Raw genomic sequence first — 23,936 nt, forward strand, 5'->3', positions numbered from 1 at the left:
ACAGCTTGACGCCAGCAACGGGCGCCAGGACCACACGGTTTTGCCGTACGCTTATCCACGCCGTCGTCGAGGCGTAAACCAGCGTCCACCGCAACCCGTCCAACGTCCGTGACGACGGCCGACGCCCTTCTGAGTAGGACGGGATGGCGATAGATGCGCACTGATTTGGGCCGGTCGACAACAGAAATATTTTTGATTTACAGAAATTTTCTTCTTGACACGATTTCTGAAACTCAGAATTGATTTGCCCGTCGGGTTGATTTGTCGCACCTTACCTGCCGTAGCGATATGGCACAGCGCGATGAGCGACATTCGAGTGCGAGTTCTCCGACGTCACGCGCTCATATACCGGCACAGGTGCCGTGCGCTGCGCGTGGTCATGAACTTTCAATGTTCAGCGTAGGCCGGATCATCCGGCATGCGACATCTGATCACAATTTGTGAAGCTCGGTCTCGCCCGAAAGGCGATCGCCCGCAATTCCCGTGGCGAGGGGGCCGTCGGCCCATTTGGCCGCCTCCATCCTCAGCGGATCGAGTTTATCGCAGAACACGCATTTCAGTTCGGCCCTGCCGCTCAAGCCGGAGGTGCGGACCATTCTTTTTCCGCAGCGCAAACACCGCGTCACCCGATCCATCTTCTGACTCCTGTTGCACCCGGTAATTCCGCTGGGGAACTTTCGTTCCAATCGGAGGTTCCCTTCTGAGGGGCGTCAGGAGAGTGCCATGCAAACGGCGATTGACCGTGTGATGAAGACCTACGGGATGATGGTCAATCTCACTTCGGAGCAGGAACGGCAGGCCAGGGACGAAGTCGCCCGATTTCTCGAAAGCAAGCGCTTCGATGAACGCACGCTGGCCGTTGAGGGCCTCAAATATCTGAGAGCCCGTTCCTCAAGGCGACGCGAACGGATCTAGTTCAGGACGGCGTCGAGTAACTCGTCTGGCAGATAGGGTTTCATCAGGAAGCGCGTATCCTGCGGAATGTAAGGTGGGCCGCGTCCGGACACCATCACCACGTTCAAAAGAGGGAACTTACGTTTGGCGTACTGCGCCAGTTCGACGCCGGACATATCGCCCGCGAGATTTATGTCCGTTACCAGGGCTCGCAGTTCAGTGCCGGTCGCAACCAGCACGAGTTCGGCAGCCTCCGCGCTCGCGCACTCGACCACTTCGAGGCCTTGCTCTTTCAGCAGGTCAGCCAAGAACGCCCGCTGCAACGGGTCGTCTTCCACAACAAGAGCAATAAAATTCATCATGGCGGCCTCTTGGATTATCCAATCCCGGAAAGCCGTTATTGTTCAACCGGCCCTCGCTGGCCACCCGACCGGCCGTGATGGTGCTGGCTTAAGGGTTTCCCGATGTATCGCGGTTTTGTTCGACCGCCCTTATCGCCACGTTGGTAAGCCGCATGCGACTGCGTACACCTGCGCGCCAGGCGTCCGCGATGGCGTTTGCGGCCACGGTCTGCGTCTCCCGGAATTCGACGGCCTGGTCGGTGCGAATGAGATAGTCCATCGCGATATTGAGCGCGTCATCCATCACATTGTCGAATTCGCCAAACCGCCAAGGGTACATGGGACGAACCTGAACCGGAGATACCCTCATTCTTGAAGGTCACCACGCGTCGTGCCGGACGCCGGGCTGTCGATTTTCTCCAGCCTTTCGGCGTCGGCGTCGTACTGTTTGGACAAGTCTTTCAGTTTCACGGAGGCCTCAAGGTCGCTGATCGTGAGCGCGAGGCGGCCTGCTCGTCGGGCCTGTTCTCTGAGATCTTCGCTTTGCTTGCTCATCTGAGCTTACCCCGAGAGTCCGGTAACCGACACACGTGTCATTCGTTCCGGGGCGGCCGCATCTTCTGTTTTTGGGGGAGCGAAAACCGGTACCCAAGGAAACGGCCCCAGTGGGAGGCGGCTAATGGCTGGGGCCGTCATTCCGCATCGGACGCAAATCAGCGGTAATCGCCCGATGGATTGAATCAAGTTGCATCGGAAATGTTGGTTCCACATCACGACGGCCTGTTTTGGTTCCGGGAACACTGCCCGTCCCCCTCCTGTTGATTCGCTGGGCAGCAAGATTGATGCTGCCATGTGGACCTCGCTACTGGCGCTCTCCGCCGCCGCCATTGTCCTCGCGGCAATCGTGGTCGTTGGCCTGTTCCGGCTTGTGGCCTTGAAGCGGCCCGTCGACCTGAAGGCCCCGTCCCAAGCAGACGAATGGGCCTGCTCGCACGAACTGCAGACACCTAAATAGGTCAGCCGCCCTGCTGGATTCCATCGACCTTCGGGTTCCATTTACCGCGCGGTTTCCCGCGCGCTGTTGCGCCGATGCGACAATTGATTAATCGATCTCATGCTACCTCTCGGACGGCTCGGGCCGCACGTGACGTGCGATTTCTTGGTTTGTGACTCGCAGGGGAGCACCATGGAATGAACCGTTGCTTGCGTTCACTGTCCTGTCTTCTCGCCGCAACCGCGCTCGCGCTGTTCGCACCCGAGGCGACGGCGCGGACCAATCCCAAACAGCAACCCGCCAAGAAAACGCACGATGCGAAGAAAACGCTCGATGCGAAAAAGGATGCTGGTTCGCAACGCAACGCCGCGGTCGAAAAGCGCCGCCACGCGAAACTTGTGAAGAACGCGAAACATACCGATGCGCAGAAGAAGTCAAAGCGAGTAAAGGACGCCCCTGCTCCCAAGGAAACTGCCAAGGAAACTGTCAAAGAAACTGTCAAAGAGGCCGCTCCAGCGCTGACCGGCGATCTTGCACTGGTGAAGGAAGCGATCAATCTCGCGCGCAAGGCGAAGACCGACGAGGCGACCGCGACGCGCAACAGGATCGCCGATCCGGCCGCCCAAAAGCTCGTCGAATGGTTCATCCTGCGCCACTCCGAGACCACGGCGAATTTCAGCCGCTATGTCGCCTTCATCGCCGCCAATCCGGAATGGCCGAGCGCGGCGCAGCTGCGCCGGCGGGCGGAAGCGCGGCTGTGGCAGGAGCGCGCCGATGGGGCCAAGCTGCGCGGCTTCACCGGAGAGGCGCCTATCAGCGCCAGGGGCAAACTGGCGCTCGCGCGCGTCAAGCTCAGTGAAGGCGATCGCGACGGCGCGGGCCGGCTGGCGCGCGACGCGTGGCGATCGGACGAATTGTCGGAACGCGTCGAACCCGACGTGCTGGAGCTGTTCGGCGACCTCCTCACCCGCGACGACCACCGCGCGCGCATGAACAAACGCATCGGCGCCAAGGATCTCGCAGGCGCGAAGCGCGCCGCAAAACTCCTTGGCGACGACGACCTGGCGATCGTAAAGGCCTGTGGCGCGGTCAGGGGCAAATCGAACAAGGCCAAGGATGCGCTCGACGACGTCCCGGCCGAGGCGCGCGCCGATCTTGGCTACACGCTGTGCCGGATCCAGTGGATGCTCGCCGAGAAGCGCATTGATGACGCGGCCCGCCTGATGCTGGCAGCGCGGCCCGAGACGATGGCGCTGCAGGACACCGATCAATGGTGGCGCGAGCGGCGTTCGCTCGCCCGCAAGCTGCTCGACGAAGGCAAATTCCTGACCGCCTACCAGGTCATCCAGCCCGCGGCCGCGCCTGCCAACGAGTACTACCGGTCCGATTACCACTTCATGTGCGGCTGGATCGCCCTGCGCTATCTCGATGAACCCATCAGCGCGCGCGAGCATTTCGCCCGCATCGACGAGGGCCAGGCCAATCCCACCGTGATGTCGCGGGCGAATTACTGGCGCGGGCGCGCCGCCGAAACCCTTGGCAACAACGACATGATGCGCGCAAGCTATGAAGCAGCCGCGCGCTACCCGACGGCCTATTACGGCCAGCTCGCGCACGCAAAACTTGGCCGCGACAAGATCGAATTGCGCCCGCCCTCACCGGCTCTCGCGGCGGCCGACACTTCGAGCATCGACGAACGCGTTCGCGCCGCCGACATGCTGTACGAAATCGGCGAGCGCGACGTCGTGCTCTATTTCGTTACCGATCTCGGCGAACAGAGCTCCGACGTCACCCTGCTCGAAGCGCTCGGCGAACTCACCGGCCGCCGCAACGATGCCCGCGCGATGCTGCAGATCGGAAAACCCTCGCTCGGCCGCGGGCTGGCGCTCGACCATTACGCGTTCCCGACCATCGGAATTCCGCCGCACAAGCAGATCGCGCCCGAGATCGAGCACAGCATGATCTATTCGGTGGCGCGCACCGAGAGCGCGTTCGACCAGCGCGACAAGTCTCACGCCAATGCGGTCGGGTTGATGCAGATCACCCCGGAGGCCGGACGCGATACCGCCAAGCGCTTTGGCGTCAAATATGATTGGGACCGGATGGTTTCCGATCCCGTCTACAACACGCAAATGGGCGCCGGCGAACTCAGCGCGCTGCTCAGCGAGTACAAGGGTTCCCACATCATGACCTTCGCCGGCTACAACGCCGGCCGCGGCCGGGTGCGGGACTGGCTCAAGGCGTATGGCGATCCGCGCGACCCCAAGGTCGATCCGGTCGACTGGGTCGAGCGCATTCCGTTCTCCGAGACGCGAAACTATGTCCAGCGCGTGATCGAGAATCTGGCGGTCTACCGCGTCCGCTTCGACAGCGGCACGGCGATGGCGGCGAAGACCGGCGAGCGCGTCGTGACGCAGGAGACCAATGCGGCACCGCTTCCGGCGGCAGCGGCAAGCGCGGCGCAATAAATCTCACCGTCGTCCCGGACAAGCGAAGCGCGATCCGGGACCCATACGCCGTGGCCGATGTTGTTAGAAAAGGAAGATAGAAAAGGAAGATACGACCAGCACGCAAAACAATTGCTGCCGCGGCGTATGGGTCCCGGCTCAAGGCCGGGACGACAGTGAGCCTCAATCCACCTTCACATTCGCGGCCTTGATCATCGGCCACCATTTTGCGATTTCCGCCTGCTGCCAGGCGCCGAGCGCTTCGGGCGTCAGCTTGTCCTTCGGCGTCATTTGCAGGCCGAGGTTTTCGAGCTGCTTGCGCACCGCCGGATCGTTCAATGCCTCGACGGCGGCGGCATTCAGCCTGGTCACGATTTCCTTCGGCGTACCCTTCGGTACCCACAAGCCCGACCACAGCGTCATGTGAAATCCGCCCAGGCCCGCCTCTTCGGCGGTCGGGATGTCGGAGGCGGATTCCGAGCGCTTGGTATCGGTGACGGCGTAGCCGCGAATGTTTCCGGCGCGCACCTGGTTGATCGAATTGGAGAGCTGATCGACGATCATATCGATCTGTCCAGCGACGAGATCGTTCATGGCAGGCCCGGTGCCGCGATACGGCACATATTGCAGCTTGATGCCGGTGACGTTCTCGAAATAGAGCCCGGCGATGTGACTGCCCGATCCGGCGCCGGCGGTGCCGGTCGCCGCCGGCTCAGGCCTCGCCTTGAGCCACGCCAGCAATTCGCTCAGCGATTTCGCGGGCACCGCATTCTTGCTGACGACGATCATGGTGTTGCTCGGCAGCAGCACGACCGGTTCAAGATCGGTGACGAGGTCGTAGCCTAGCTTGTAGATTGCGCCGTTGGCCACGTGGGTGCCGAGATGGCCGAAGCTGATGGTGTAGCCGTCAGGGGCTGACCGTACCGCGCGGCCGACGCCGATCGAGCCGCCGGCGCCGGTGACGTTCTCGATCTGGACGACCTCGCCCAGCGTCGCCTTCATGCGCTCGGCCAGGATTCTCGCCATCACGTCCGACGGGCCGCCGGCGGAGAACGGCACGATGATGGTGATGGGACGCGAGGGGAAATTTTGCGCGACCGCGGTGCCGCCGAACGCCAACACCGCAAGCGCCGCCAGAAATAATCTTCGCATGACAAGGCTCCATCAAAATGGCGCCGCGCGACAATCAGAATTGCGCGTAGTCGATCGGCTGATGACGATCGAGCGTGCGCGTGACCGGCGGCAACGGATACTTAAGCCCTGTCGCGCAATTGAACAGCATCACACGATCATTTTTCGTGACGCGGCCATCGGCAAGGCTTTGCTTGTACGCAGCATAGGTCGCAGCGCCCTCTGGACACAACAAAAAGCCTTCCTCGCGCGCGACTTCGTCCAGCGCAGCAGAAATCTTCTCGTCATCGACCGCAATGGCGAAACCCTTGCTCTCGCGGACCGCGCGCAGGATCAGAAAATCTCCGACCGCCTGCGGCACGCGAATACCCGATGCAATCGTGTGGGCGTCCTCCCAGCGCGGCGCGTGCTCGGTGCCGTTCTCGAAGGCGCGGACCATCGGCGCGCAGCCCGACGCCTGCACCGCCACCATCCGCGGACGTTTTGAGCCGATGAAGCCGATGGCCTCGAGTTCGGCAAACGCCTTCCACATCCCGATCAGGCCGGTGCCGCCGCCGGTCGGATAGAAGATCACGTCGGGCACTTCCCAGCCGAGCTGTTCGGCGAGCTCCAGCCCCATCGTCTTCTTGCCTTCGATCCGGTACGGCTCCTTCAGGGTCGAAGTGTCGAACCAGCCCGCCTTGGCCTTGCCTTCGCCGACGATCTTGCCGCAGTCGTCAATCAGGCCGTTCACCCGATAGACCGTGGCGCCCTGCAGCTCGATCTCGCTGACATTCACCTCCGGCGTATCGGCCGGGCAGAAGATCGTGGTCTTGATGCCGCAGGAGGTGGCGTAGGCGGCGAGCGCAGCACCCGCATTGCCGTTGGTCGGCATCGCCATGTGCTTGATGCCGAGCGCCTTGCCCATCGACACCGCCATCACAAGGCCACGGGCCTTGAACGAACCAGTGGGAAGACGGCCCTCGTCCTTGACGATGATCTCGCCGCCGCCGAGCTTTTTGCCGAGCTTCGGCAGCCGGATCAGCGGCGTCGTGACCTCGCCGAGGCTGACGATGTCGCTGACCTTGCGCACCGGGAGCATCTCGCGGTACCGCCACATGTCGGCCGGCCGCTGCGCCAGCGCGTCCTTGGTCAGCGCCTTCTTGACGCCGGCAAGATCGTAGCGCACCAGCAGCGGCTTGTTGGCTTTCGAGAGATTGTGGATCTGGTCGGCGGGATAATGATCGCCTTCCATCGCGCATTCGAGATGGGTCACGAACGTCGGACGTTCGATGGTCAGGTTGTCGTTATCTTTCACGGATTGATCTCTCGTTTGTTGGACGCGACCGGAAAGATCGTGCCTTACATATTCAGCACGCGGCCATAGGCGTCCAGCACCGCTTCCTTCATCATTTCAGACAGCGTCGGATGCGGGAAGATCGTGTGCATCAGCTCTTCTTCCGTCGTCTCCAGATTCATCGCCACGACGTAGCCCTGGATCAGTTCGGTGACCTCGGCGCCGATCATGTGGGCGCCGAGCAATTGTCCGCTCTTCTTGTCGAAGATCACCTTGACCAGGCCCTGGTCCTCGCCGAGCGCGATCGCCTTGCCGTTGCCGACGAACGGAAAACGCCCGACGCGGATCTCGCGGCCGCTCTCTTTCGCCTTCGCTTCGGTGAGGCCGACGGAGGCGACCTGCGGGTGGCAATAGGTGCAGCCGGGAATGAGGTTCTTGTCCATCGCGTGCGGATGCAAGCCCTTGATCGCCTCGATGCAGACCACGCCCTCATGCTCGGCCTTGTGCGCCAGCATCGGGGGGCCTGCGACATCGCCGATGGCGTAGATGCCGGGCACGTTGGTCTTGCCATAGCCATCGATCACCACGCAGCCGCGATCGGTTTTGACGCCGAGTTTTTCCAGACCGAGGTTTTCGATATTGCCGACGACGCCGACGGCTGAGATCACCCGGTCGACCTCGACCGTCTGCGTCTTGCCCTTGCCGTCGTCGATGGTGGCGATGACGCTGTTGCTCTTCTTCTCGAGTTTTGTGACTTTGGTATTGGTGAGGAGCTTGATGCCCTGCTTCTCGAACGCCTTGTGGGCGAACTTCGATATTTCGGCGTCTTCCACCGGCAGGATCTGCGGCAGCACTTCGACAACCGTTACTTCGGAACCCATGGTGCGGAAGAACGAAGCGAATTCCATTCCGATCGCGCCGGAGCCGACGACAAGAAGCGACTTCGGCATCTTGTCCGGCACCATCGCCTCGAAATAGGTCCACACCAGTTTCTTGTCGGGCTCCAGCCCCGGCAGCACGCGCGGCCGCGCGCCGGTCGCAAGGATGATGTGCTTGGCCTGATAAGCGCCCTCACCCAAGGTACCCTTCGGCGCCTCGACCGCGGATTTCTTCACCGTGACCTTGCCCGGCGCATCGATCGAGGCTTCGCCCCAGATGATCTGCACCTTGTTCTTCTTCATCAGGAAGCCGACGCCGTCATTGAGGCGCTTCGAGACGCCGCGCGAGCGCTGCACCACGGCCTTCGGGTCGTAGGAGACCTTCTCCGCCGACAGCCCGTAATCCTTGGCGTGCTGCATGTAGTGGTAGATTTCCGCCGAGCGTAGGAGCGCCTTGGTCGGGATGCAGCCCCAGTTCAGGCAGATGCCGCCGAGATAGGATTTCTCCACGATCGCGGTCTTGAAGCCGAGCTGCGCCGCGCGGATCGCCGTGACGTAACCGCCGGGGCCGGAGCCGATGATGATGACGTCGAAGGAAGTGTCGGCCATGCGCTCATTCTCATCATTCAACCGGACTATTGGCTTCCGTCATTGCGAGGAGCACTTGCGACGAAGCAATCCATGTTTCCGGTGGTGAAATGGATTGCTTCGCTGCGCTCGCAATGACGGGTTCACACCATCATCATGACGGGGTTTTCAATCAGCATCTTGAAGGCGCCGATCAGTTCGGCGCCGAGCGCGCCGTCGACGGCGCGGTGATCGCAGGACAGCGTCACGCTCATGATGTGGGCGGCTTCGATCTTGCCGGCCCGCACCACCGCGCGCTCCTCGCTGGTGCCGACCGCGAGGATGGTCGCGTGCGGCGGGTTGATCACGGCGGTGAAATCCTTGATGCCGAACATGCCGAGGTTGGAGACGGCCGTGGTGCCGCCCTGGTATTCGTCGGGCTTCAGCTTGCGCGAGCGGGCGCGCGCGGCGAAATCCTTCATCTCGGCCGAGATGGTCGAGAGCGATTTGGTTTCGGCCTTGCGGATGATCGGCGTGATCAGGCCGCCCGGCATCGCCACGGCAACGCCGATGTCGGAATGCTTGTGCTTGAGCATGCCGCTTTCGGTCCAGCTGACGTTGCAATTCGGAATCCGCTGCAGCGCGATCGCCATCGCCTTGATGACGAAGTCGTTGACCGAGAGCTTGTAAAGCGGCTTCTTCTCCTTGTCCTTTGGCGCGGCGGCATTGATCTCCTCGCGCGCGGCGAGCAGTTTTCCGATGTCGCAGTCCATCGTCAGGTAGAAATGCGGCACCGTCTGCACCGACGCCGTCAGGCGCTGGGCGATGGTGCGGCGCATGCCGTCATGCGGCACGACTTCGTAGGAGCCCTCCTCGAACAGCGCAAGGATCTGCTTGTCCGACATCGACGGCGCGACCGAGGGTCCGACGGCGGGAGCCGCGGCCGGCGCCTTGAGGCCCTTGCCGGACTTGGCGTCCGCGACGTCGCGCGCCACGATGCGGCCGTGCGGACCCGAACCGTTGATGCGCCCGAGTTCGATGCCGGCTTCCTTGGCGAGGCGCCGGGCAAGCGGTGACGAAAACACGCGGGCGTGGCCATTGGCTTGAGGGGCCGGCGCGGCCGCTTGTGGCGCAGCGGCTGGCGCTGGTGCGGCGGACTTAGGAGCCGGTGCTGCGGCTGCGGCCGGCGCGGCAGCAGCAGGCGGTGTCGCGGCGGGTGTTGCTTTCGGCGCTGATGCAGCGCCGGCTCCGGCGGCCTTCACATCCTCGCCATCGCCGGCCAGGACCGCGATGATGTCATTGACGGGAACGTCCTGCGTGCCTTCAGGCACCAGGATTTTCGCGATCGTGCCCTCGTCGACGGCTTCGACTTCCATGGTCGCCTTGTCGGTCTCAATCTCAGCGATCACGTCGCCGGACTTGACCTTGTCGCCCTCTTTCTTGAGCCACTTGGCAAGGTTGCCCTTTTCCATCGTCGGCGACAGCGCGGGCATCAAAATGTTGATCGGCATTGTCAGTGACCCTGTTGCGACCGCAGCGTGGTGTTACCCACGTCAGTCGGCCGATTTATCTCGGCTTCGAACATTTCGACGATACGCGCCAGCGCCTCGTCCTCGGTGTGGCCGCTTTCGCGCGCATAGGCCCTCGCCGCATGGCGCGCGATATCGACCAGCAGCAGGCCCCACATATCCGGCTCCTCGAACGCCCGCTGGAACGCGATCGAGAGCCCGCCATCGACCACGAAGGCGCGCAGCACTTCGATCGCGTCATCGCGACCGATGACATCGGGCGGTAAAGGTTGCTCCTTGGGACCGGCCATCGGAGTCTACCGGTATGAAACGGCTTTGGCGGCGGCGACCACCTCGGCGACATTGGGCAGTGCGAGCTTTTCCAAATTCGCCGCATAGGGCATCGGCACGTCCTTGCCCGACACCCGCGCCACCGGCGCATCCAGATAGTCGAAGGCGTGCTCCATGATGCGGGCGGCGATCTCGGCGCCGACGCCGCTCTGCTGCCAGCCCTCCTCCACCGTGACCGCGCGGCCGGTCTTCTTGACCGAGGCGATGATCGTGTCGGTGTCCATCGGGCGCAGCGTGCGCAGGTCGATCACCTCGGCCTCGATGCCTTCTTTTGCCAACTCGTCGGCGGCCTTCAGCGCGTAGCTCATGCCGTTCGACCAGGAGATCAGCGTGACGTGGCCGCCGGAGCGGACGATGCGCGCCTTGCCGATCGGGATCACGTAGTCGTCAAGTTTCGGGACTTCGCCGGTGTGGCCGTACAGCATCTCGTTTTCGAGGAAGATCACCGGGTTGGGATCGCGGATCGCGGCTTTCAGCAAGCCCTTGTAGTCAGCGGCCGAGAACGGCGCGACCACTTTCAATCCCGGAATCTGCGAGTACCAGGCCGAGTAATCCTGGCTGTGCTGGGCGGCGACGCGGGACGCGGCGCCGTTGGGGCCGCGGAACACGATCGAGCAGCCCATCTGGCCGCCGGACATGTACAGCGTCTTGGCCGCCGAATTGATGATCTGGTCGATCGCCTGCATCGCGAAATTGAACGTCATGAATTCGACGATCGGCTTCAGGCCGGACATCGCAGCCCCGACGCCGACGCCGGCAAATCCATGCTCGGTGATCGGCGTATCGATCACGCGCTTGGCGCCGAATTCCTGCAGCAGGCCCTGGGTCACCTTGTAGGCGCCCTGATATTCGGCAACCTCCTCGCCCATGATGAACACGTCGGGGTCGCGCCGCATCTCTTCGGCCATGGCGTCGCGCAGCGCTTCGCGGATGGTCTGGGAAATCATCTCGGTGCCCTCAGGCACTTCCGGATCGGGCTCGGCAGCGGGTGCAGCGGTCGCCTTCGGCGCCGAGATCATCGGCTTGCCTTCGCCGACCGGCGAACGGGACTCTTCGACTTCCTTGGCGACATTGGGCGCCGGAGCTGGTGCTGCGGCCTTGCCGAGATCGGCGGCGCTTTCGCCATCCGCCAAAATGGTCGCGATCGGCGTGTTGACCGCGACGTCGTTGGTGCCTTCCGGGATCAATATCCTGCCGAGCGTACCCTCATCGGTCGCCTCGACTTCCATCGTCGCCTTGTCGGTTTCGATCTCGGCGATGACATCGCCCGACTTGATCGTCTCGCCTTCCTTCTTCAGCCATTTGGCAAGGTTGCCCTTCTCCATGGTTGGCGAAAGCGCAGGCATCAATACTTGAATGGGCATATCAGCTCCCGGGATCACTCTTTAGTTTTGTTCTGCGCTACTTTGGCGGACGCGTATCAACGATAGACGTCGGTCCAGAGCTCGGACGCATCGGGCTCGGGATCGTGCTGGGCGAAATCCGCCGACTCATTGACGATCTCGCGCACTTCGGCGTCGATGTGCTTCAATTCCTGCTCGGTGACCTTGGCCGCCAGCAAGCGATTGCGCACCTGCTCGATCGGATCCTGGTCGTGGCGGACCTTTTCGACCTCCTCGCGGGTCCGGTACTTCGCCGGATCCGACATCGAATGGCCGCGGTAGCGATAGGTCTGCATTTCCAGGATGAACGGCCCCTTGCCGGCGCGGCAATGGGCCACCGCCTTGTCGCCGGCGGCCTTCACCGCACGCACGTCCATGCCGTCGACCTGCTCGCCGGGGATGTTGAAGGAAATGCCGCGCTTGGAGAAATCGGTCTGGGCGGACGAGCGCGTCACCGACGTGCCCATGGCGTAGCGGTTGTTTTCGATGATGTAGATCACCGGCAGCTTCCACAGCTCCGCCATGTTGAAGCTCTCATAGACCTGCCCCTGGTTGGAGGCGCCGTCGCCGAAATAAGCGAGGCTGACGAAATCATTGCCGCGGTAGCGGTTGGCGAAGGCCAAACCCGTCCCGAGCGAAACCTGGGCGCCGACGATGCCGTGGCCGCCGTAGAAATTCTGCTCCTTGCTGAACATGTGCATGGAGCCGCCCTTGCCCTTGGAATAGCCACCCTGGCGTCCGGTCAATTCGGCCATCACGCCCTTGGCTTCCATCCCGCAGGCCAGCATATGCCCGTGGTCGCGGTATCCGGTTATGACCTGATCGCCTTTTTTCAGGGCCATCTGCATGCCGACCACGATGGCTTCCTGGCCGATATAGAGATGGCAGAAACCGCCGATCGCGCCCATGCCGTAGAGCTGGCCGGCCTTTTCCTCGAAGCGGCGGATCAGCAGCATATCCCGCAGGGCTGCCAGTTCCTGCGCCTTGGTGAATTCCGGTGGGGCGCCGAAGCCCTTCTGTTGACCCTTCTCTTTCCCATTTTCCTGCCCTGCTTCCTTGGTGACGGTTTTTTTGGGTACGGCCATGGCAATTCCGGATGAGAGAGAAGATCAGCCTCTCTAACCCAACTCAAACCGCCGTGAAAGGATTGCGTGCGCTGGAGAAAATATTGCTATGCCGCAGTGCAACGCGGCGCGACATTTTTGTAATCGATATCGCGAGATTTTGAAATTTGCGGAATCCGGACGGCCGTCATCCCGGTGTAACAGTCGGGACGCGCGAGCGGCTGAAAGCTAGTTCGGCTTGAGGACCTTGATCAGGTCGCGAGGGTTGGCGTAGTCGAGCTGGAAGCGTGCGCGCTCGTCCAGCATGTCGGGGTCGACCCGGTCTGAGCGGAGCAGCGAAACGCGCTGCTCGCCCTGGGCCCGTTCCCGCTTCAGCCGCGCCAGTTCGGACGTCAGCGCGATGATCTCCTGATCGAGCTCTTGCCGCGCGTTCAGCCCGTATTTGCCGGTATAGGCGTTGACGCCGAAATAGCCGACCATCAGCGCCGCCATCGTGTAGAGGGCGAGCCCGGTCAGTATCGATTTCAGTCGGGTGCGGGAGACCATGACGCCAAGATGCGACGGTCAGGTTAATGGAATGCTAAGATGGTCGACGCGGGGCACAAATGGCACCCCCGTCATTGCGAGCCACCGGGTCGCGCGAATGCGCGCCCGATGACAGGCTCCGCGAAGCAATCCATGGCGCGGCATAACGGACAGATGGATTGCTTCGCTTTGCTCGCAATGACGCTGAGGGTACCGCTTAGCGGTTCTGCTTCTCGATAAAGGCTGCGAATGCATCGATATACTGCTGCAGCGTCTTCTGCAGCGTTTCCTTGGTGAGGGCGCCCTTGTCGTCGAAGGCGTCGCCGACGCCATTCAGGTAGATCTCGGGCTGGCCCAGAATCGGACCGGTGATGCCCGGCAGGATGTTCTGCAGATGCTTGGCCGCGCTGACGCCGCCGAGCGCTCCCGGGGAGTTGCTGACAATGCCGACGGGCTTGCCGATGAACGAGCTCTTGCCATAGGGGCGCGAGCCGACGTCGATGGCGTTCTTCAGGACGCCGGGGATAGAACGGTTATATTCCGGCGTTACGAACAGCACGCCGTTCGACTTCTGCAGTTTTTCGCGGAACGCGAGCCAATCGGCCGGCGGGGCGGCTTCCAGATCCTGATTGAAGAAGGAAATCCCCTCCAGCGTGGTGACGTCGAGCTTCAGCGAAGCCGGCGCGAGCTTGGCCAGGGCATTGGCGATCTTGAGAGAAAAGCTCTCCTTGCGGAGCGAGCCGACGATGGTGACGATGCTGTGAGCCATTGGAATTCCCTTTTGAAGCTGAAGCGCCGGCGCTCACTTACGCCACATCGACACAAGGATGCAAGTGCATGAAATGCGCAATTTCGGAAACGCATCGTTCGCGTAATTGAGGCTAAGTAAAACAGGCCGCCCATACGGACGGCCTGTTTGTCTCTTTGCTGGCGGGAGCCTTATCAGCCCTTGTTCGGATCAGCCCTTGCTCGGATTGATCAGGAATTTCTCGCCGGTGGCGCGCTTGTTGTAGACGTCGATGTTGGCAAGATCGAGCGTCTCCTGCAACGACACCACCTTGGTGTAGTGGCTCGCAAACGTGGTCTTGAGTTCGGAGGCTACGCGCTGGCGCAATTTGCCGATGTCGGCCGGGCCGATCTTTTGCAGGAACGGCGTGAGCAGCCAGCCGCCGACCGCCCAGGTCAAGCCGAACGCGCGGCTCAACTCAGTCGGAGCGGTGTTGAGGCTGCCGTAGATATAGACCTGCTTAAACACATTCGAGCCGTAGCGGCTGTATTCCTTGGCGGTCTTGTTGGCCGCCGCCTCCATGCAAGTGAGGATCTGGCCCGCAAGCTTGCCGCCGCCGATGGCATCGAACGCGATCGTGGCGCCGGTTTCCACCAACGCGTTGGTGAGATCGTCCATGAAGCCGTCGGCGGTGGAATCGACGACATATTTGGCGCCGATCTTGTGCAGGATATCGGCCTGCTCCTTGCTGCGCACGATGTTGACGAGGCCGATGCCGTCCTTGATGCAGATCTTGTTGAGCATCTGGCCGAGATTCGACGCGGCTGCCGTATGCACCAGCGCCTTGTGATTTTCGCGCCGCATGGTCTCGGTCATGCCGAGCGCGGTCAGCGGATTGACGAACCAGGACGCGCCGTCGGCAGCGGTGGTGCCGGCGGGCAGCTCCATCACGTCCCTCACCTTCATGGTGCGGAATTGCGAATACATCGCGCCGCCGATGATCGAGACCGTCTTGCCCATCAGCGCCTTGGCGGCATCGGATGATCCGCTCCGGATCACGGTGCCGGCGCCCTCATTGCCGACTGGCAGCGACTGATCGAGCCGCGCGCCCATCATCCGCATCACCGCTTCCGGCATCTTCGCCGTGACGACGGGCTGGTCCTTGGTGCCCGAGACCTTGGCCGTCGACATGTCGGCGGGGCCGATCAGAAGCCCGAGGTCGGACGGATTGATCGGCGAGGCCTCGACGCGAACCACGACTTCATCGTCGGCCGGTTCTGGAGTCGGGACGCTGGCCAGCGATAGCTCGAGTTCGCCGCTCTTCTTCAATAGCGAACGCAGTTGCAGCCCGGTCTTGCCGTCACTCATGCTTACTTCCTCCCTGCCGGCGGTTCAGCAACCTGTTGCCGATCCGCGCTTTGTGTCAGCGATATGGTCGCGGCCAGCGGTGATGTCCACCGGTATCAGCAATTTCAATCAAATTGCGCGGCGAAGGTAGACCCGAACCAGGGTCGGCCGGCGCGTTGCACTCCGGCAACAGTTCCCGGAAACCGTGCTTCAACAGCCGTTTCCGCCCTTGCACGCCCACATTGTGAGCCGAAACATTAGCGGTGTCGCGTGCTTAGCTGTGAACTGACTCGAGCCTTGGAGGCTGGAATCATGAACCCGCGTCGGCTTGCCACCGAAATGTGGCCCACGCTCGTTTTCACGGGCGGACTTGTGGTGTGGTTTGCCGTCGTCGGTTTGACCGGCACCGAGAAGGTCAACGCGGTGCGCGTTGTGGACCGCCTCGCGCCATCTCTTGCCGCCAACGCCGCCCTGGTGGCCGCACCGCGGGCATCCGCGATGGGCCATCCAGCCGTTACGACAGGCAATCCGATCATCAAGAGTGCTGACGTGGCAAAGGCCGCCGAACTTCTGGCGGAGGTGGCGATCGACGCCCCAGTTGCCCCGGAGAAGAAGCAAACCATCGTCGTAGCGGCGCTGGGCGATCCCGCGGAAATTCTGTCGCCGATAGCCCCAACCGTCCAGGGGTCAACCGCAAGCACAGCTAATCCGGAAGTGGCCGTCGCCGCCACAGCCGCCCCGGACAAGCAGCAAACCATCGTCGTAGCCGCGTTGAGCGATCCGGCGGAAATTCTGCCGCCGGTAGTCCCGACCGTCCAGGGGCCAACCGCAAGCACGGCCAACCCGGAAGTGGCCGTCGCAGCCACAGCCGCCCCGGACAAGCAGCAAACCATCGTCGTGGCCGCGCTGAGCGATCCGGCGGAAATTCTGTCGCTGGAAATCCCGACCATCCCGGCGCCAACCGCAGGCACGGCCGCCGCCGCAACAACGCCCGGCCGCGTCGAGCTTGTCGGCGAATGCCAGGTGGCAGAGGCCTGCATCGACCAATTTCTGTGGGCGCTTTACCAGCGGACGCCCAAGGAGGACACCACCAAGGAGCGTGAGCTCAGGAAAGTGACGATCAAGAGGAAGGGCAAACTGGTGACTGTCACCAGAAGCTTTACCAAGCTCGTCGACAACGATTTCACCTGGAAGGATCCCAAGGCGGCGGAACGAGTCGGCATGCCGATGATGGACTACGTGATCGGCGGCATGGATCGCAGCTTCAAGACGAAGCTGTTTCATACGCTTTACGCCGCCGAGGCCGCCGGACTGAAACCCGGTATCACCAGCGCCTTCCGCGACGACTACCGTCAATCGATCGCAAGCGGCCTGAAGGCGGCAGCCAACCGGTCGTTTCACGGCGGCAGTCTCCGCGGCGGCTATGGCCGCGGGCTTGCCGCCGATATCGTAAGCGTCAATGGCGTCAATCGCGCGCAGCGATGGGCGTCAACCGAAACGCTGTGGAAATGGGTCGATGCGAACGGCAAACAGTTCGGGATCGGCCGACCGTATCTCGCCTTCGACCCACCGCATGTCGGCCCGATCGACGGCCCGGAATATGCGTCCCGCCGCGGCGGAACGAAGGTAGCGGCCGCCAATGTGAAGAAGCGGCAGAAAATCGTTCAAGCCAAGTCCGGCACAGCGAAGCGCCAGGTCGCCGCGAAACCGCCGAGCAGCAAGCCGGCCAGCCGGCTTGCCGCAGCGCGCTAGCTTTACGCCAGCGCCTTCAGCGCTGCCCGCCCCGCGTATTTCGCCTGTGCGCCCAACTGCTGCTCGATGCGCAGCAACTGGTTGTACTTGGCGGTGCGGTCGGAGCGCGCCAAGGATCCGGTTTTGATCTGGCCGCAATTGGTGGCGACCGCGAGGTCGGCGATGGTGGAATCCTCGGTCTCGCCGGAACGGTGCGACATGACAGAGGTGTAGCCGTATTTGTGAGCCAGTTCGACGGCGGAAAGCGTCTCGGTCAGCGTGCCGATCTGGTTGACCTTGATCAGGATCGAATTGGCGCGGCCGTTCTTGATGCCGTCGGCGAGCCTTGTGACGTTGGTGACGAACAGATCGTCGCCGACCAGCTGGCACTTCTTGCCGACGAGGTCGGTCAATTCCTTCCAGCCGTCCATGTCGTCTTCCGACATGCCGTCCTCGATCGTGACGATCGGATAGCGCGCGACGAGATCGGCGAGGTATTTCGCCTGCTCGGAGCGCGAACGGGTCTTGTTCTCGCCGCCATAGACGTAATTGCCGTCCTTGAAGAACTCGGTCGCGGCGCAATCGAGGCCGAGCATGACGTCACTGCCCGCGCTGTAGCCGGCCTTGCCGATCGCGCTGACGACGAATTCGAGCGCGGCATCCGCCGACGGCAGGTTGGGCGCGAAACCGCCCTCGTCACCGACATTGGTGTTGTGGCCGGCCTTCTTCAGTTCGCCCTTCAGCGTGTGGAAGATTTCAGCGCCGCAGCGCAGCGCCTCGGCGAAGGTTGCCGCACCCACCGGCAGGATCATGAATTCCTGGAAGTCGATCGGGTTGTCGGCGTGCACGCCGCCATTGATGATGTTCATCATCGGCACCGGCAGAGTGCGCGCCGAGGTGCCGCCGACATAGCGATAGAGCGGCATGTCGAAGGATTCCGCGGCCGCCTTGGCGCAGGCCAGGGAAACGCCGAGGATGGCGTTGGCACCCAGCCGGCTCTTGTTGGGCGTACCATCGAGATCGATCATGATCTGGTCGATCTGGACCTGTTCCTCGACCGGACGGTCGGCGAGCGCCTCGAAGATTTCGCCGTTGATGGCCTCGACCGCCTTCTGCACACCCTTGCCGAGATAGCGCTTCTTGTCGCCGTCCCGCAGTTCCACCGCCTCATGAGCGCCGGTGGAGGCGCCTGAGGGCACCGCGGCACGGCCGATCGAGCCGTCTTCCAGCACCACATCGACCTCAACGGTGGGATTGCCACGGCTATCGAGGATTTCGCGGCCGATGATGTCGATGATGGCGGTCATGTCTTGCACTTTCCTGGATGGTTCCGGGGCTGGATTTGGGCGCGTCTTACACGGCGCGCAAGCAAATGTGAACGCTTAGTCTGCGTGTTCGCCTGACGGGGCAATGTGGTAAGACTATGCTGTTTCGAGGTTGATCTTCGCGTCCAAACCTTCTCGTTCAAGAACCGGGGTAACGCAATGAATCGCCGCCAGTTTCTCAAGACTTCCGCTGCCGGAATTTTAGCCACGCCTGCGCTTGCGCGCTTTGCGGATGCCCAGGAGAGCCCGTTCCGGGTCAAATATTATCCGGTCGCCGCCGGCATGGGCTCGCGCGACGTCACGCCGGCGCCCGATGGCACGATGTGGTTCTGCGGCCAGCGCAACGGCACGCTGGGGCGGCTCGATCCGCGCGACGGGTCGTACAAGCTGGTCGACCTCGGCAAGGGCGCCGCTCCCCATGGCGTCATCATCGGCCCCGATGGCGCGCCCTGGGTCACCGAAGGCGGGCAGAACGCGATCGCCCGCGTCGATCCTAGCGATCACAAGGTGACGCTGTTTCGCCTGCCCGAGAACGAAGCCTATGCCAACCTCAACACCGCCGTGTTCGACAAGAAGGGCATCTACTGGTTCACCGGCCAGTCCGGCATCTATGGCCGGCTCGACCCGAAATCGGGCGACATGACGGTCTTCAAGTCGCCGCGCGGCCGCGGCACTTACGGCATGACCATCACACCGAAGGGCGACATCTGGTACGCCTCGCTCGCCGGCAATCACATCGCGAAGATCGATCCGGCGACCGGCAATGCCACCGTGGTGGACCCGCCGACGCCCAATCAGGGCGCGCGCCGGGTGTGGTCGGATTCGAAGGGCCGGATCTGGGTCAGCGAATGGAACAGCGGCAACGTGTCGATGCACGATCCTTCTGATGGCTCCTGGAAGGCCTGGAAGCTGCCCGGCGACAATCCGCGCACCTATGCGGTCTATGTCGACGACAAGGACAAGGTCTGGCTCACCGATTTCGGCGCCAATGCGATCGTGCGCTTCGATCCCGTGACCGAGAAGTTCAACGCGTTCCCGAGCGACAAGACCGGCGCGAATGTGCGACAGCTCGACGGCAAGCCCGGCGAAACCTGGGGCGGCGAGTCCGGCAATAACCGCCTGGTCGTGATCCAGACGGTCGCGCCTGCGTGAAATGGTACGCATTCCTGTTGCTGCTGCCGATGCTGGCTGCTGCCCCCGCCTCGGCGGACGAAAACGGCGCGCGGCTGTTCGCGCCATGCCGGGCCTGCCACAGCCTTGATCCCACTGAGCGCGGCCTGCCCGGCCCCAATCTTGCCGGCGTGGCCGGACGTGTGGTCGCCGGCGATCCGGCGTTCGACTATTCGCCGGTGCTGCGCAAGGCGCGCGATGATGGCTTGCGCTGGGACATGCCGCGTCTGGAAAGCTTCCTGGCCGATCCCGCCGAGATGTTTCCGGGGCTGTGGATGTCGATGCGCGGGATCGAGGATACCGCCGAGCGAAAGGCGCTGGTGCGCTTTCTCTCAGATCCCGCCTCGCGCTGACGGTTGACGGCCACGCCTGATACGTCCATGTCAGCGGTCGCAACAGGACGATCATGATGGCCAAAAAATCACTGCAGCTCGGCCGCGCCGTGGAATGGCCCGACAGCCCGGAAAAAGCGACGCTGGACCGCGTGCCCAATCCGCAAAAGGACACCAACTATCTGGTGCGGTTCACGGCGCCCGAATTCACCTCGCTCTGCCCGGTGACGGGACAGCCGGATTTCGCCCATCTGATGATCGATTACGTGCCGGGCCAATGGCTCTTGGAATCCAAATCGCTAAAACTCTATGTCGCTAGTTTTCGGAATCACGGCGCGTTCCATGAGGATTGCACGGTCTCGATCGGCAAACGCATCGCAGCCGAGATCAAGCCGAAATGGTTGCGCATCGGCGGCTATTGGTATCCGCGCGGCGGCATCCCGATCGACGTGTTCTGGCAGACCGGCAAGCTGCCCAAGGGCGTATGGGTCCCCGACCAGGGCGTCGCGCCCTATCGCGGCCGGGGTTGAACCGAACGGCGGGTGATCCCGACCACCGCACATGCAAAAGCCCCTCGCCGCCTTCATCCGACTTGCCGCCGCGCCGTGCGTCCTTCTGATGCTTTCGAATGCCTCAGCGGCACAGCCCTCGCCCGAGGACCGCTACATCGCGGCCCGCGACGCCGCGATCGCGAAAATCACGAAACTGTACGCGGACAAGAAGGACGACGAGGCCTTCAAGGCTGCGGAATCGCTGCGCGCTGATCTGCTGGCGAAGCTCGCGCCGATTGTCGCCGAACCCGGTCGCAAGGGATTCGGAACGGCCAAGCTTAATCTCGATGCCTTGTCCAAAGGCGACATGGGCTTTGGCCTGCTCGACGGCGTGCGCTTCGACGCCGAGTTGGGCGACAACGGCGAGAAGGCCGGCCAGAATGGCCGCGACGGCAAATATGTCGAGCCGAAATCCCATATCATCGTCACGACGCAGTCGATGTTCGAGCGCTGGCTGCGCGCGCACAAGGATTGGTGGGGCAAGAAACTCAAGAACGTGCCGCAACAGATCGGCGCCGCGCTCAAGGACGAAAGCTTCTACACCCAGGCGATCTCGACGGATGCGGCGGTCGTGAACTTCAACGAATTGCCGATCGCCAAACCCGCCTCCGCCACGTCAGCCTTTGCGATGCTGGGCGGGCGAACCCAGGACGCCGTCCCCGAGGCCGCAGACGAGGTGTTCGTTTCAGCGCTGGCCAACGGCAAGGTCTACGTCGCCTATGGATCGATCAAGCCCAAGGTGGAGGTCCCGGCCTGCCTTGCGATCAAGGCGGATTACGACAAGAAGGCCGACAAGGCCGCCGACGATCTGCAGTCCAAGCGGATCGACAGGAAAGCCTACGACAAGCTCGGCGATCTCAGGCAAAAGGGCGAAGACGCCTACAAGAAATGCTTTACCGAGCGCGCGCCGCAGCAGCCGTCATTTGCCGAAGCGACCAGGCAGGCGCAGGCCTTGCTGGCGGAGGCGATGGGAAAATAACGCGAGGCGTCACAGCCAGGGCGTGAACCAATTTATCCTGAGCCGTCGCACGTGCACTCCGGCGTGCATTGCACGCTCAAGTCAGACAGCAAGCCATGCACCTCGTGCAACAAGAGACGTTGCTTCGGCACCTACCTCACTCACGTCCATATGATGTAGCCTGCCCGCAGGAAGCGCCGCGCATCTCAGACGCTGGCGCTGTTGAGGAAACGACATCATGAAATATCTATTCCGCGCTCTTGCAGCGTTCGCGCTTCTGCTGAGCTGCTCAGGCGGCGCGTGGGCACAAGGCTGGCCGAACCGGTCGATCCGCATGGTCGTTCCCTACACGCCGGGCGGCTACACCGATCTGATGGCCCGCCTCGTCGGGCAAAAGATCTCCGAGGCGCTCGGCCAGCCCATCGTCTTCGAGAACAAGCCAGGCGCCAACGCCATCATCGGCACCGACGTCGTCGCCAAGGCCGCGCCCGACGGCTACACGTTCGGCACCGTGATCGCGGCGCATGCGGCAAACGCCACGCTCAATCCAAAGCTGCCCTACGACACGCTGAAGGACTTCAGCTACGTCTCGCTGATGAGCGTCGCACCGCTGATCATGATTGCGCATCCCTCGGTGCCGGCGAACAATTTGAAGGAGCTGATCGCGCTCGCGAAGGCCAAGCCGGGCGAGCTCAATTTTGCGTCGAGCGGCATCGGCGCTGCGGCACATCTCACCATGGAGATGTTCATGAGTCGCACCGGCATCAAAATGCAGCACATTCCCTACAAGGGCACGGCCGGCGCACTGCAGGATACCGTCGGCGGGCAAATCAACGTGATGTTCGACATCGTTGGTCCGCTGATGCCGCAGGTGCGCTCCGGCAACGCCAAGGCGATCGTCGTCACCGCGAAAGAGCGCATTCCGGCGGCGCCCGACGTGCCGACGATGGCGGAACAGGGCGTGCCGGATTTCGTGTCCGGCACCTGGGCCGGAATCATCGCACCGGCGGGCACGCCGAAGGAGATCGTCGACCGCGTCTCCGCCGAGGCCAAGAAGGCGCTCGCCGACCCCGCATTGCAGGCAAAACTGGTCGAACAGGGCATCGTGCCGATGGGCAGCAGCCCGGAGGAATTCCGTGGCTTCGTCACTGAAGAGATCGCGCGCTGGCGCAAGGTGATCACCGATGCGGGAATCAAGATGGAATAGCGAGGGCTCGATACGAAGCTAGCCCGGCCGCGCGTCCGCCGGCCGGGTCTGCTTCAGCAATCGCGCGCAGACAATTCCGAGCGCGACCATGATGGCCGCGGCGGTGAGCAAGGTCGGGACCTTGCCGGCGTGCTGGATGCCGAAACCGTAGGCGATGGGGCCGAGCGTCTGGCCCATGAAAAAGAAGAACGAATGCAGCGACAGCGCCGTCGCTCGCGCTTCCACCGACAGCTCGCTGGCAAACACCTGCAGGCAGCCGTGGATCATGTAAAAGCCCCAGCCCATGAACAGCAAGCTCAAGGCCTGGAGCTTCCATTGCGGTCCCATCGCGACCGCAACGAGTTGCACCGCGACCAGCGTCGCACCGGCGAGCATCATGCCCTTGACGCCGATCCGGGGCAGGAAGCGCGAAATCGTCATGGTGTAGAACAGCCCCCCGACCGCAAAGCCGGCGATCACGATGCCGGCGATCGAGAGCGAGGTCTCGCCGAGTTCGAACAGGAAAGCGGCGATGAAGGGAAACAGGCCGAGCACGCAGCAGCCTTCGATGAACACAGCCGAATAGCAGATGCGCGCGTTCGGGTTGGTGAAGATGGTGCGGTAGCCATGTGCGAGTGCCGAGAGGCTTGTCCGCGGCGGATGCTTCAGATCGGCGCCGCGAAATCCGGCGGCGACCGCAATCGCCGCCAGCACGACCAGCGCGCCGAGGATTGCCAGCACGCCGCGCCAGCCCATAAAATCGCCGATCAATCCGGAGAACGAGGCCCCGAGCAGGTTTCCGGACATCGAGCCCATCAGCGTGCGGCCGATCGCGAGCTGGCGCTTCTCGGGCCCGACGAGATCGCTGGTCAGGCCGAGCGCAATCGGAAACACCCCGCCCGAGCCGATGCCGGCGAGAATGCGCGTTGCAAACAATTCCGGGAACGACGTCGCCATCGCGCCCAGGATGTTGGCAACGCCGAGCAGCACCAGGCAGACGATCATCAGCCGTGCCTTGCCGAACATGTCGGCGGTGGCGCCGAGCACGGGCTGGATGATTGCGAAGGTGAACGCGAACACGGCGGCAAAGCCGGCGGCGGCCGCGATGCTGACGCCGAAATCCTCGGCGACGTGCGGCAAGACCGGATCGAGCGCGCGGGCCGACAGGCTGGCCGCAAAGGTCGCGAGTGCGATGATGTTGAGGGCCGGCGGCAGGCGGTTGGTTGCTGCGGTCACGGCATGGCCCGCGCC

At 62.8% G+C, this 23,936-nt stretch carries 25 protein-coding genes; 9 read left to right on the forward strand and 16 right to left on the reverse strand.

The features are described 5' to 3' along the window. Positions 1-431: 431 nt before the first annotated feature. Positions 432-596, reverse strand: coding sequence for a hypothetical protein (locus JQ611_RS38850; RefSeq protein WP_212269621.1), 165 nt, complete (start codon positions 594-596; stop codon positions 432-434). A 127-nt stretch (positions 597-723) separates the two neighbouring features. Between JQ611_RS38850 and JQ611_RS38855 the strand changes: the two genes are divergently transcribed. Then, the gene (locus JQ611_RS38855; protein WP_212468499.1) at positions 724-915 is read left to right on the forward strand and encodes a hypothetical protein; all 192 of its coding nucleotides are present in this window, start codon (positions 724-726) and stop codon (positions 913-915) included. On the opposite strand, the gene JQ611_RS38860 is transcribed toward JQ611_RS38855, so the two are convergent. From JQ611_RS38860 to JQ611_RS38870, 3 genes are all read right to left on the reverse strand, one after another. Then, complete coding sequence (locus JQ611_RS38860) at positions 912-1,256, reverse strand: response regulator (protein WP_212269623.1); 345 nt, start codon at positions 1,254-1,256, stop codon at positions 912-914. The genes JQ611_RS38855 and JQ611_RS38860 overlap by 4 nt on opposite strands. An 88-nt stretch (positions 1,257-1,344) precedes the next feature. Beyond that, positions 1,345-1,575, reverse strand: coding sequence for a hypothetical protein (locus JQ611_RS38865; protein WP_212468501.1), 231 nt, complete (start codon positions 1,573-1,575; stop codon positions 1,345-1,347). Positions 1,576-1,601: 26 nt separating this feature from the next. Beyond that, positions 1,602-1,790, reverse strand: coding sequence for a hypothetical protein (locus tag JQ611_RS38870; protein WP_212269625.1), 189 nt, complete (start codon positions 1,788-1,790; stop codon positions 1,602-1,604). 295 nt (positions 1,791-2,085) lie between these two features. Here JQ611_RS38870 and JQ611_RS38875 point away from each other — a divergent pair, with 295 nt between their 5' ends. Both JQ611_RS38875 and JQ611_RS38880 read left to right on the forward strand, forming a co-directional pair. Continuing rightward, on the forward strand, positions 2,086-2,250 hold the full coding sequence (locus tag JQ611_RS38875; protein ID WP_212468503.1) for a hypothetical protein: 165 nt from the start codon (positions 2,086-2,088) through the stop codon (positions 2,248-2,250). A gap of 176 nt (positions 2,251-2,426) precedes the next feature. Beyond that, positions 2,427-4,697: a lytic transglycosylase domain-containing protein gene (locus JQ611_RS38880; protein WP_212468505.1), complete on the forward strand. Its 2,271-nt coding sequence runs from the start codon at positions 2,427-2,429 to the stop codon at positions 4,695-4,697. Positions 4,698-4,859: 162 nt separating this feature from the next. On the opposite strand, the gene JQ611_RS38885 is transcribed toward JQ611_RS38880, so the two are convergent. From JQ611_RS38885 to JQ611_RS38930, 10 genes are all read right to left on the reverse strand, one after another. Beyond that, entirely contained in the window at positions 4,860-5,828 is a 969-nt protein-coding gene (locus tag JQ611_RS38885; RefSeq protein ID WP_212468507.1) for a tripartite tricarboxylate transporter substrate binding protein BugD, read from the reverse strand. A 34-nt stretch (positions 5,829-5,862) separates the two neighbouring features. Continuing rightward, entirely contained in the window at positions 5,863-7,104 is a 1,242-nt protein-coding gene (locus JQ611_RS38890) for a threonine synthase (RefSeq protein ID WP_212468509.1), read from the reverse strand. Positions 7,105-7,148: 44 nt separating this feature from the next. Beyond that, entirely contained in the window at positions 7,149-8,570 is a 1,422-nt protein-coding gene (gene lpdA, locus JQ611_RS38895) for a dihydrolipoyl dehydrogenase (RefSeq protein WP_212468511.1), read from the reverse strand. Positions 8,571-8,692: 122 nt separating this feature from the next. After that, entirely contained in the window at positions 8,693-10,039 is a 1,347-nt protein-coding gene (locus JQ611_RS38900; protein WP_212468513.1) for a pyruvate dehydrogenase complex dihydrolipoamide acetyltransferase, read from the reverse strand. 2 nt (positions 10,040-10,041) lie between these two features. Then, positions 10,042-10,347, reverse strand: a complete 306-nt coding sequence (locus JQ611_RS38905; RefSeq protein WP_192739539.1) for a DUF5076 domain-containing protein — start codon at positions 10,345-10,347, stop codon at positions 10,042-10,044. Between the two features lie 6 nt (positions 10,348-10,353). Then, positions 10,354-11,751, reverse strand: a complete 1,398-nt coding sequence (locus JQ611_RS38910) for a pyruvate dehydrogenase complex E1 component subunit beta (RefSeq protein ID WP_212468515.1) — start codon at positions 11,749-11,751, stop codon at positions 10,354-10,356. A gap of 56 nt (positions 11,752-11,807) precedes the next feature. Then, complete coding sequence (gene pdhA / locus JQ611_RS38915) at positions 11,808-12,854, reverse strand: pyruvate dehydrogenase (acetyl-transferring) E1 component subunit alpha (RefSeq protein ID WP_212468516.1); 1,047 nt, start codon at positions 12,852-12,854, stop codon at positions 11,808-11,810. Positions 12,855-13,061: 207 nt separating this feature from the next. Continuing rightward, positions 13,062-13,379, reverse strand: coding sequence for a septum formation initiator family protein (locus tag JQ611_RS38920; RefSeq protein WP_192739542.1), 318 nt, complete (start codon positions 13,377-13,379; stop codon positions 13,062-13,064). A gap of 196 nt (positions 13,380-13,575) precedes the next feature. Continuing rightward, positions 13,576-14,127, reverse strand: coding sequence for an NADPH-dependent FMN reductase (locus tag JQ611_RS38925; RefSeq protein ID WP_212269635.1), 552 nt, complete (start codon positions 14,125-14,127; stop codon positions 13,576-13,578). A 189-nt stretch (positions 14,128-14,316) separates the two neighbouring features. After that, complete coding sequence (locus JQ611_RS38930; RefSeq protein ID WP_212392235.1) at positions 14,317-15,453, reverse strand: zinc-binding dehydrogenase; 1,137 nt, start codon at positions 15,451-15,453, stop codon at positions 14,317-14,319. A gap of 750 nt (positions 15,454-16,203) precedes the next feature. Here JQ611_RS38930 and JQ611_RS38935 point away from each other — a divergent pair. Next, positions 16,204-17,184 carry a hypothetical protein gene (locus tag JQ611_RS38935; RefSeq protein ID WP_409363354.1) on the forward strand — a complete coding sequence of 327 codons (981 nt, stop codon included), beginning with the start codon at positions 16,204-16,206 and terminating at the stop codon, positions 17,182-17,184. Between the two features lie 2 nt (positions 17,185-17,186). Here the strand turns inward: JQ611_RS38935 and eno are convergent, their stop codons facing one another. Continuing rightward, entirely contained in the window at positions 17,187-18,470 is a 1,284-nt protein-coding gene (eno, locus tag JQ611_RS38940) for a phosphopyruvate hydratase (RefSeq protein ID WP_212269637.1), read from the reverse strand. 177 nt (positions 18,471-18,647) lie between these two features. Here eno and JQ611_RS38945 point away from each other — a divergent pair, with 177 nt between their 5' ends. From JQ611_RS38945 to JQ611_RS38965, 5 genes are all read left to right on the forward strand, one after another. Beyond that, positions 18,648-19,640 (forward strand): lyase, encoded by a 993-nt coding sequence (locus JQ611_RS38945; protein ID WP_212468518.1) that lies wholly within the window; start codon positions 18,648-18,650, stop codon positions 19,638-19,640. After that, a complete protein-coding gene (locus JQ611_RS38950; RefSeq protein ID WP_212392238.1) occupies positions 19,637-20,011 on the forward strand; it encodes a c-type cytochrome in 375 nt (124 codons plus the stop codon). Before JQ611_RS38945 ends, JQ611_RS38950 begins: the two co-directional genes overlap by 4 nt. Positions 20,012-20,067: 56 nt before the next feature. Beyond that, a complete protein-coding gene (gene queF, locus JQ611_RS38955) occupies positions 20,068-20,520 on the forward strand; it encodes a preQ(1) synthase (protein ID WP_212392239.1) in 453 nt (150 codons plus the stop codon). 31 nt (positions 20,521-20,551) lie between these two features. After that, positions 20,552-21,520, forward strand: coding sequence for a hypothetical protein (locus JQ611_RS38960; RefSeq protein ID WP_212468520.1), 969 nt, complete (start codon positions 20,552-20,554; stop codon positions 21,518-21,520). Positions 21,521-21,737: 217 nt separating this feature from the next. Further along, positions 21,738-22,706: a tripartite tricarboxylate transporter substrate binding protein gene (locus JQ611_RS38965; RefSeq protein ID WP_212416139.1), complete on the forward strand. Its 969-nt coding sequence runs from the start codon at positions 21,738-21,740 to the stop codon at positions 22,704-22,706. Positions 22,707-22,724: 18 nt separating this feature from the next. Here the strand turns inward: JQ611_RS38965 and JQ611_RS38970 are convergent, their stop codons facing one another. After that, entirely contained in the window at positions 22,725-23,921 is a 1,197-nt protein-coding gene (locus tag JQ611_RS38970) for an MFS transporter (protein WP_212443119.1), read from the reverse strand. Positions 23,922-23,936: the final 15 nt, after the last annotated feature.

This window comes from Bradyrhizobium sp. AUGA SZCCT0182 (genome assembly GCF_018130185.1).
In the GTDB taxonomy this organism is placed as follows: Bacteria; Pseudomonadota; Alphaproteobacteria; order Rhizobiales; family Xanthobacteraceae; genus Bradyrhizobium.

What these genes read in the sequence shown, in the direction of transcription:
- JQ611_RS38850 (WP_212269621.1), bottom strand. Translation starts at nt 596, where the DNA reads ATGGTCCGCACCTCCGGCTTGAGCGGCAGGGCCGAACTGAAATGCGTG.
- JQ611_RS38855 (WP_212468499.1), top strand. Translation starts at nt 724, where the DNA reads ATGCAAACGGCGATTGACCGTGTGATGAAGACCTACGGGATGATGGTC.
- JQ611_RS38860 (WP_212269623.1), bottom strand. Translation starts at nt 1,256, where the DNA reads ATGATGAATTTTATTGCTCTTGTTGTGGAAGACGACCCGTTGCAGCGG.
- JQ611_RS38865 (WP_212468501.1), bottom strand. Translation starts at nt 1,575, where the DNA reads ATGTACCCTTGGCGGTTTGGCGAATTCGACAATGTGATGGATGACGCG.
- JQ611_RS38870 (WP_212269625.1), bottom strand. Translation starts at nt 1,790, where the DNA reads ATGAGCAAGCAAAGCGAAGATCTCAGAGAACAGGCCCGACGAGCAGGC.
- JQ611_RS38875 (WP_212468503.1), top strand. Translation starts at nt 2,086, where the DNA reads ATGTGGACCTCGCTACTGGCGCTCTCCGCCGCCGCCATTGTCCTCGCG.
- JQ611_RS38880 (WP_212468505.1), top strand. Translation starts at nt 2,427, where the DNA reads ATGAACCGTTGCTTGCGTTCACTGTCCTGTCTTCTCGCCGCAACCGCG.
- JQ611_RS38885 (WP_212468507.1), bottom strand. Translation starts at nt 5,828, where the DNA reads ATGCGAAGATTATTTCTGGCGGCGCTTGCGGTGTTGGCGTTCGGCGGC.
- lpdA (WP_212468511.1), bottom strand. Translation starts at nt 8,570, where the DNA reads ATGGCCGACACTTCCTTCGACGTCATCATCATCGGCTCCGGCCCCGGC.
- JQ611_RS38900 (WP_212468513.1), bottom strand. Translation starts at nt 10,039, where the DNA reads ATGCCGATCAACATTTTGATGCCCGCGCTGTCGCCGACGATGGAAAAG.
- JQ611_RS38905 (WP_192739539.1), bottom strand. Translation starts at nt 10,347, where the DNA reads ATGGCCGGTCCCAAGGAGCAACCTTTACCGCCCGATGTCATCGGTCGC.
- JQ611_RS38910 (WP_212468515.1), bottom strand. Translation starts at nt 11,751, where the DNA reads ATGCCCATTCAAGTATTGATGCCTGCGCTTTCGCCAACCATGGAGAAG.
- pdhA (WP_212468516.1), bottom strand. Translation starts at nt 12,854, where the DNA reads ATGGCCGTACCCAAAAAAACCGTCACCAAGGAAGCAGGGCAGGAAAAT.
- JQ611_RS38920 (WP_192739542.1), bottom strand. Translation starts at nt 13,379, where the DNA reads ATGGTCTCCCGCACCCGACTGAAATCGATACTGACCGGGCTCGCCCTC.
- JQ611_RS38925 (WP_212269635.1), bottom strand. Translation starts at nt 14,127, where the DNA reads ATGGCTCACAGCATCGTCACCATCGTCGGCTCGCTCCGCAAGGAGAGC.
- JQ611_RS38930 (WP_212392235.1), bottom strand. Translation starts at nt 15,453, where the DNA reads ATGAGTGACGGCAAGACCGGGCTGCAACTGCGTTCGCTATTGAAGAAG.
- eno (WP_212269637.1), bottom strand. Translation starts at nt 18,470, where the DNA reads ATGACCGCCATCATCGACATCATCGGCCGCGAAATCCTCGATAGCCGT.
- JQ611_RS38945 (WP_212468518.1), top strand. Translation starts at nt 18,648, where the DNA reads ATGAATCGCCGCCAGTTTCTCAAGACTTCCGCTGCCGGAATTTTAGCC.
- queF (WP_212392239.1), top strand. Translation starts at nt 20,068, where the DNA reads ATGGCCAAAAAATCACTGCAGCTCGGCCGCGCCGTGGAATGGCCCGAC.
- JQ611_RS38960 (WP_212468520.1), top strand. Translation starts at nt 20,552, where the DNA reads ATGCAAAAGCCCCTCGCCGCCTTCATCCGACTTGCCGCCGCGCCGTGC.
- JQ611_RS38965 (WP_212416139.1), top strand. Translation starts at nt 21,738, where the DNA reads ATGAAATATCTATTCCGCGCTCTTGCAGCGTTCGCGCTTCTGCTGAGC.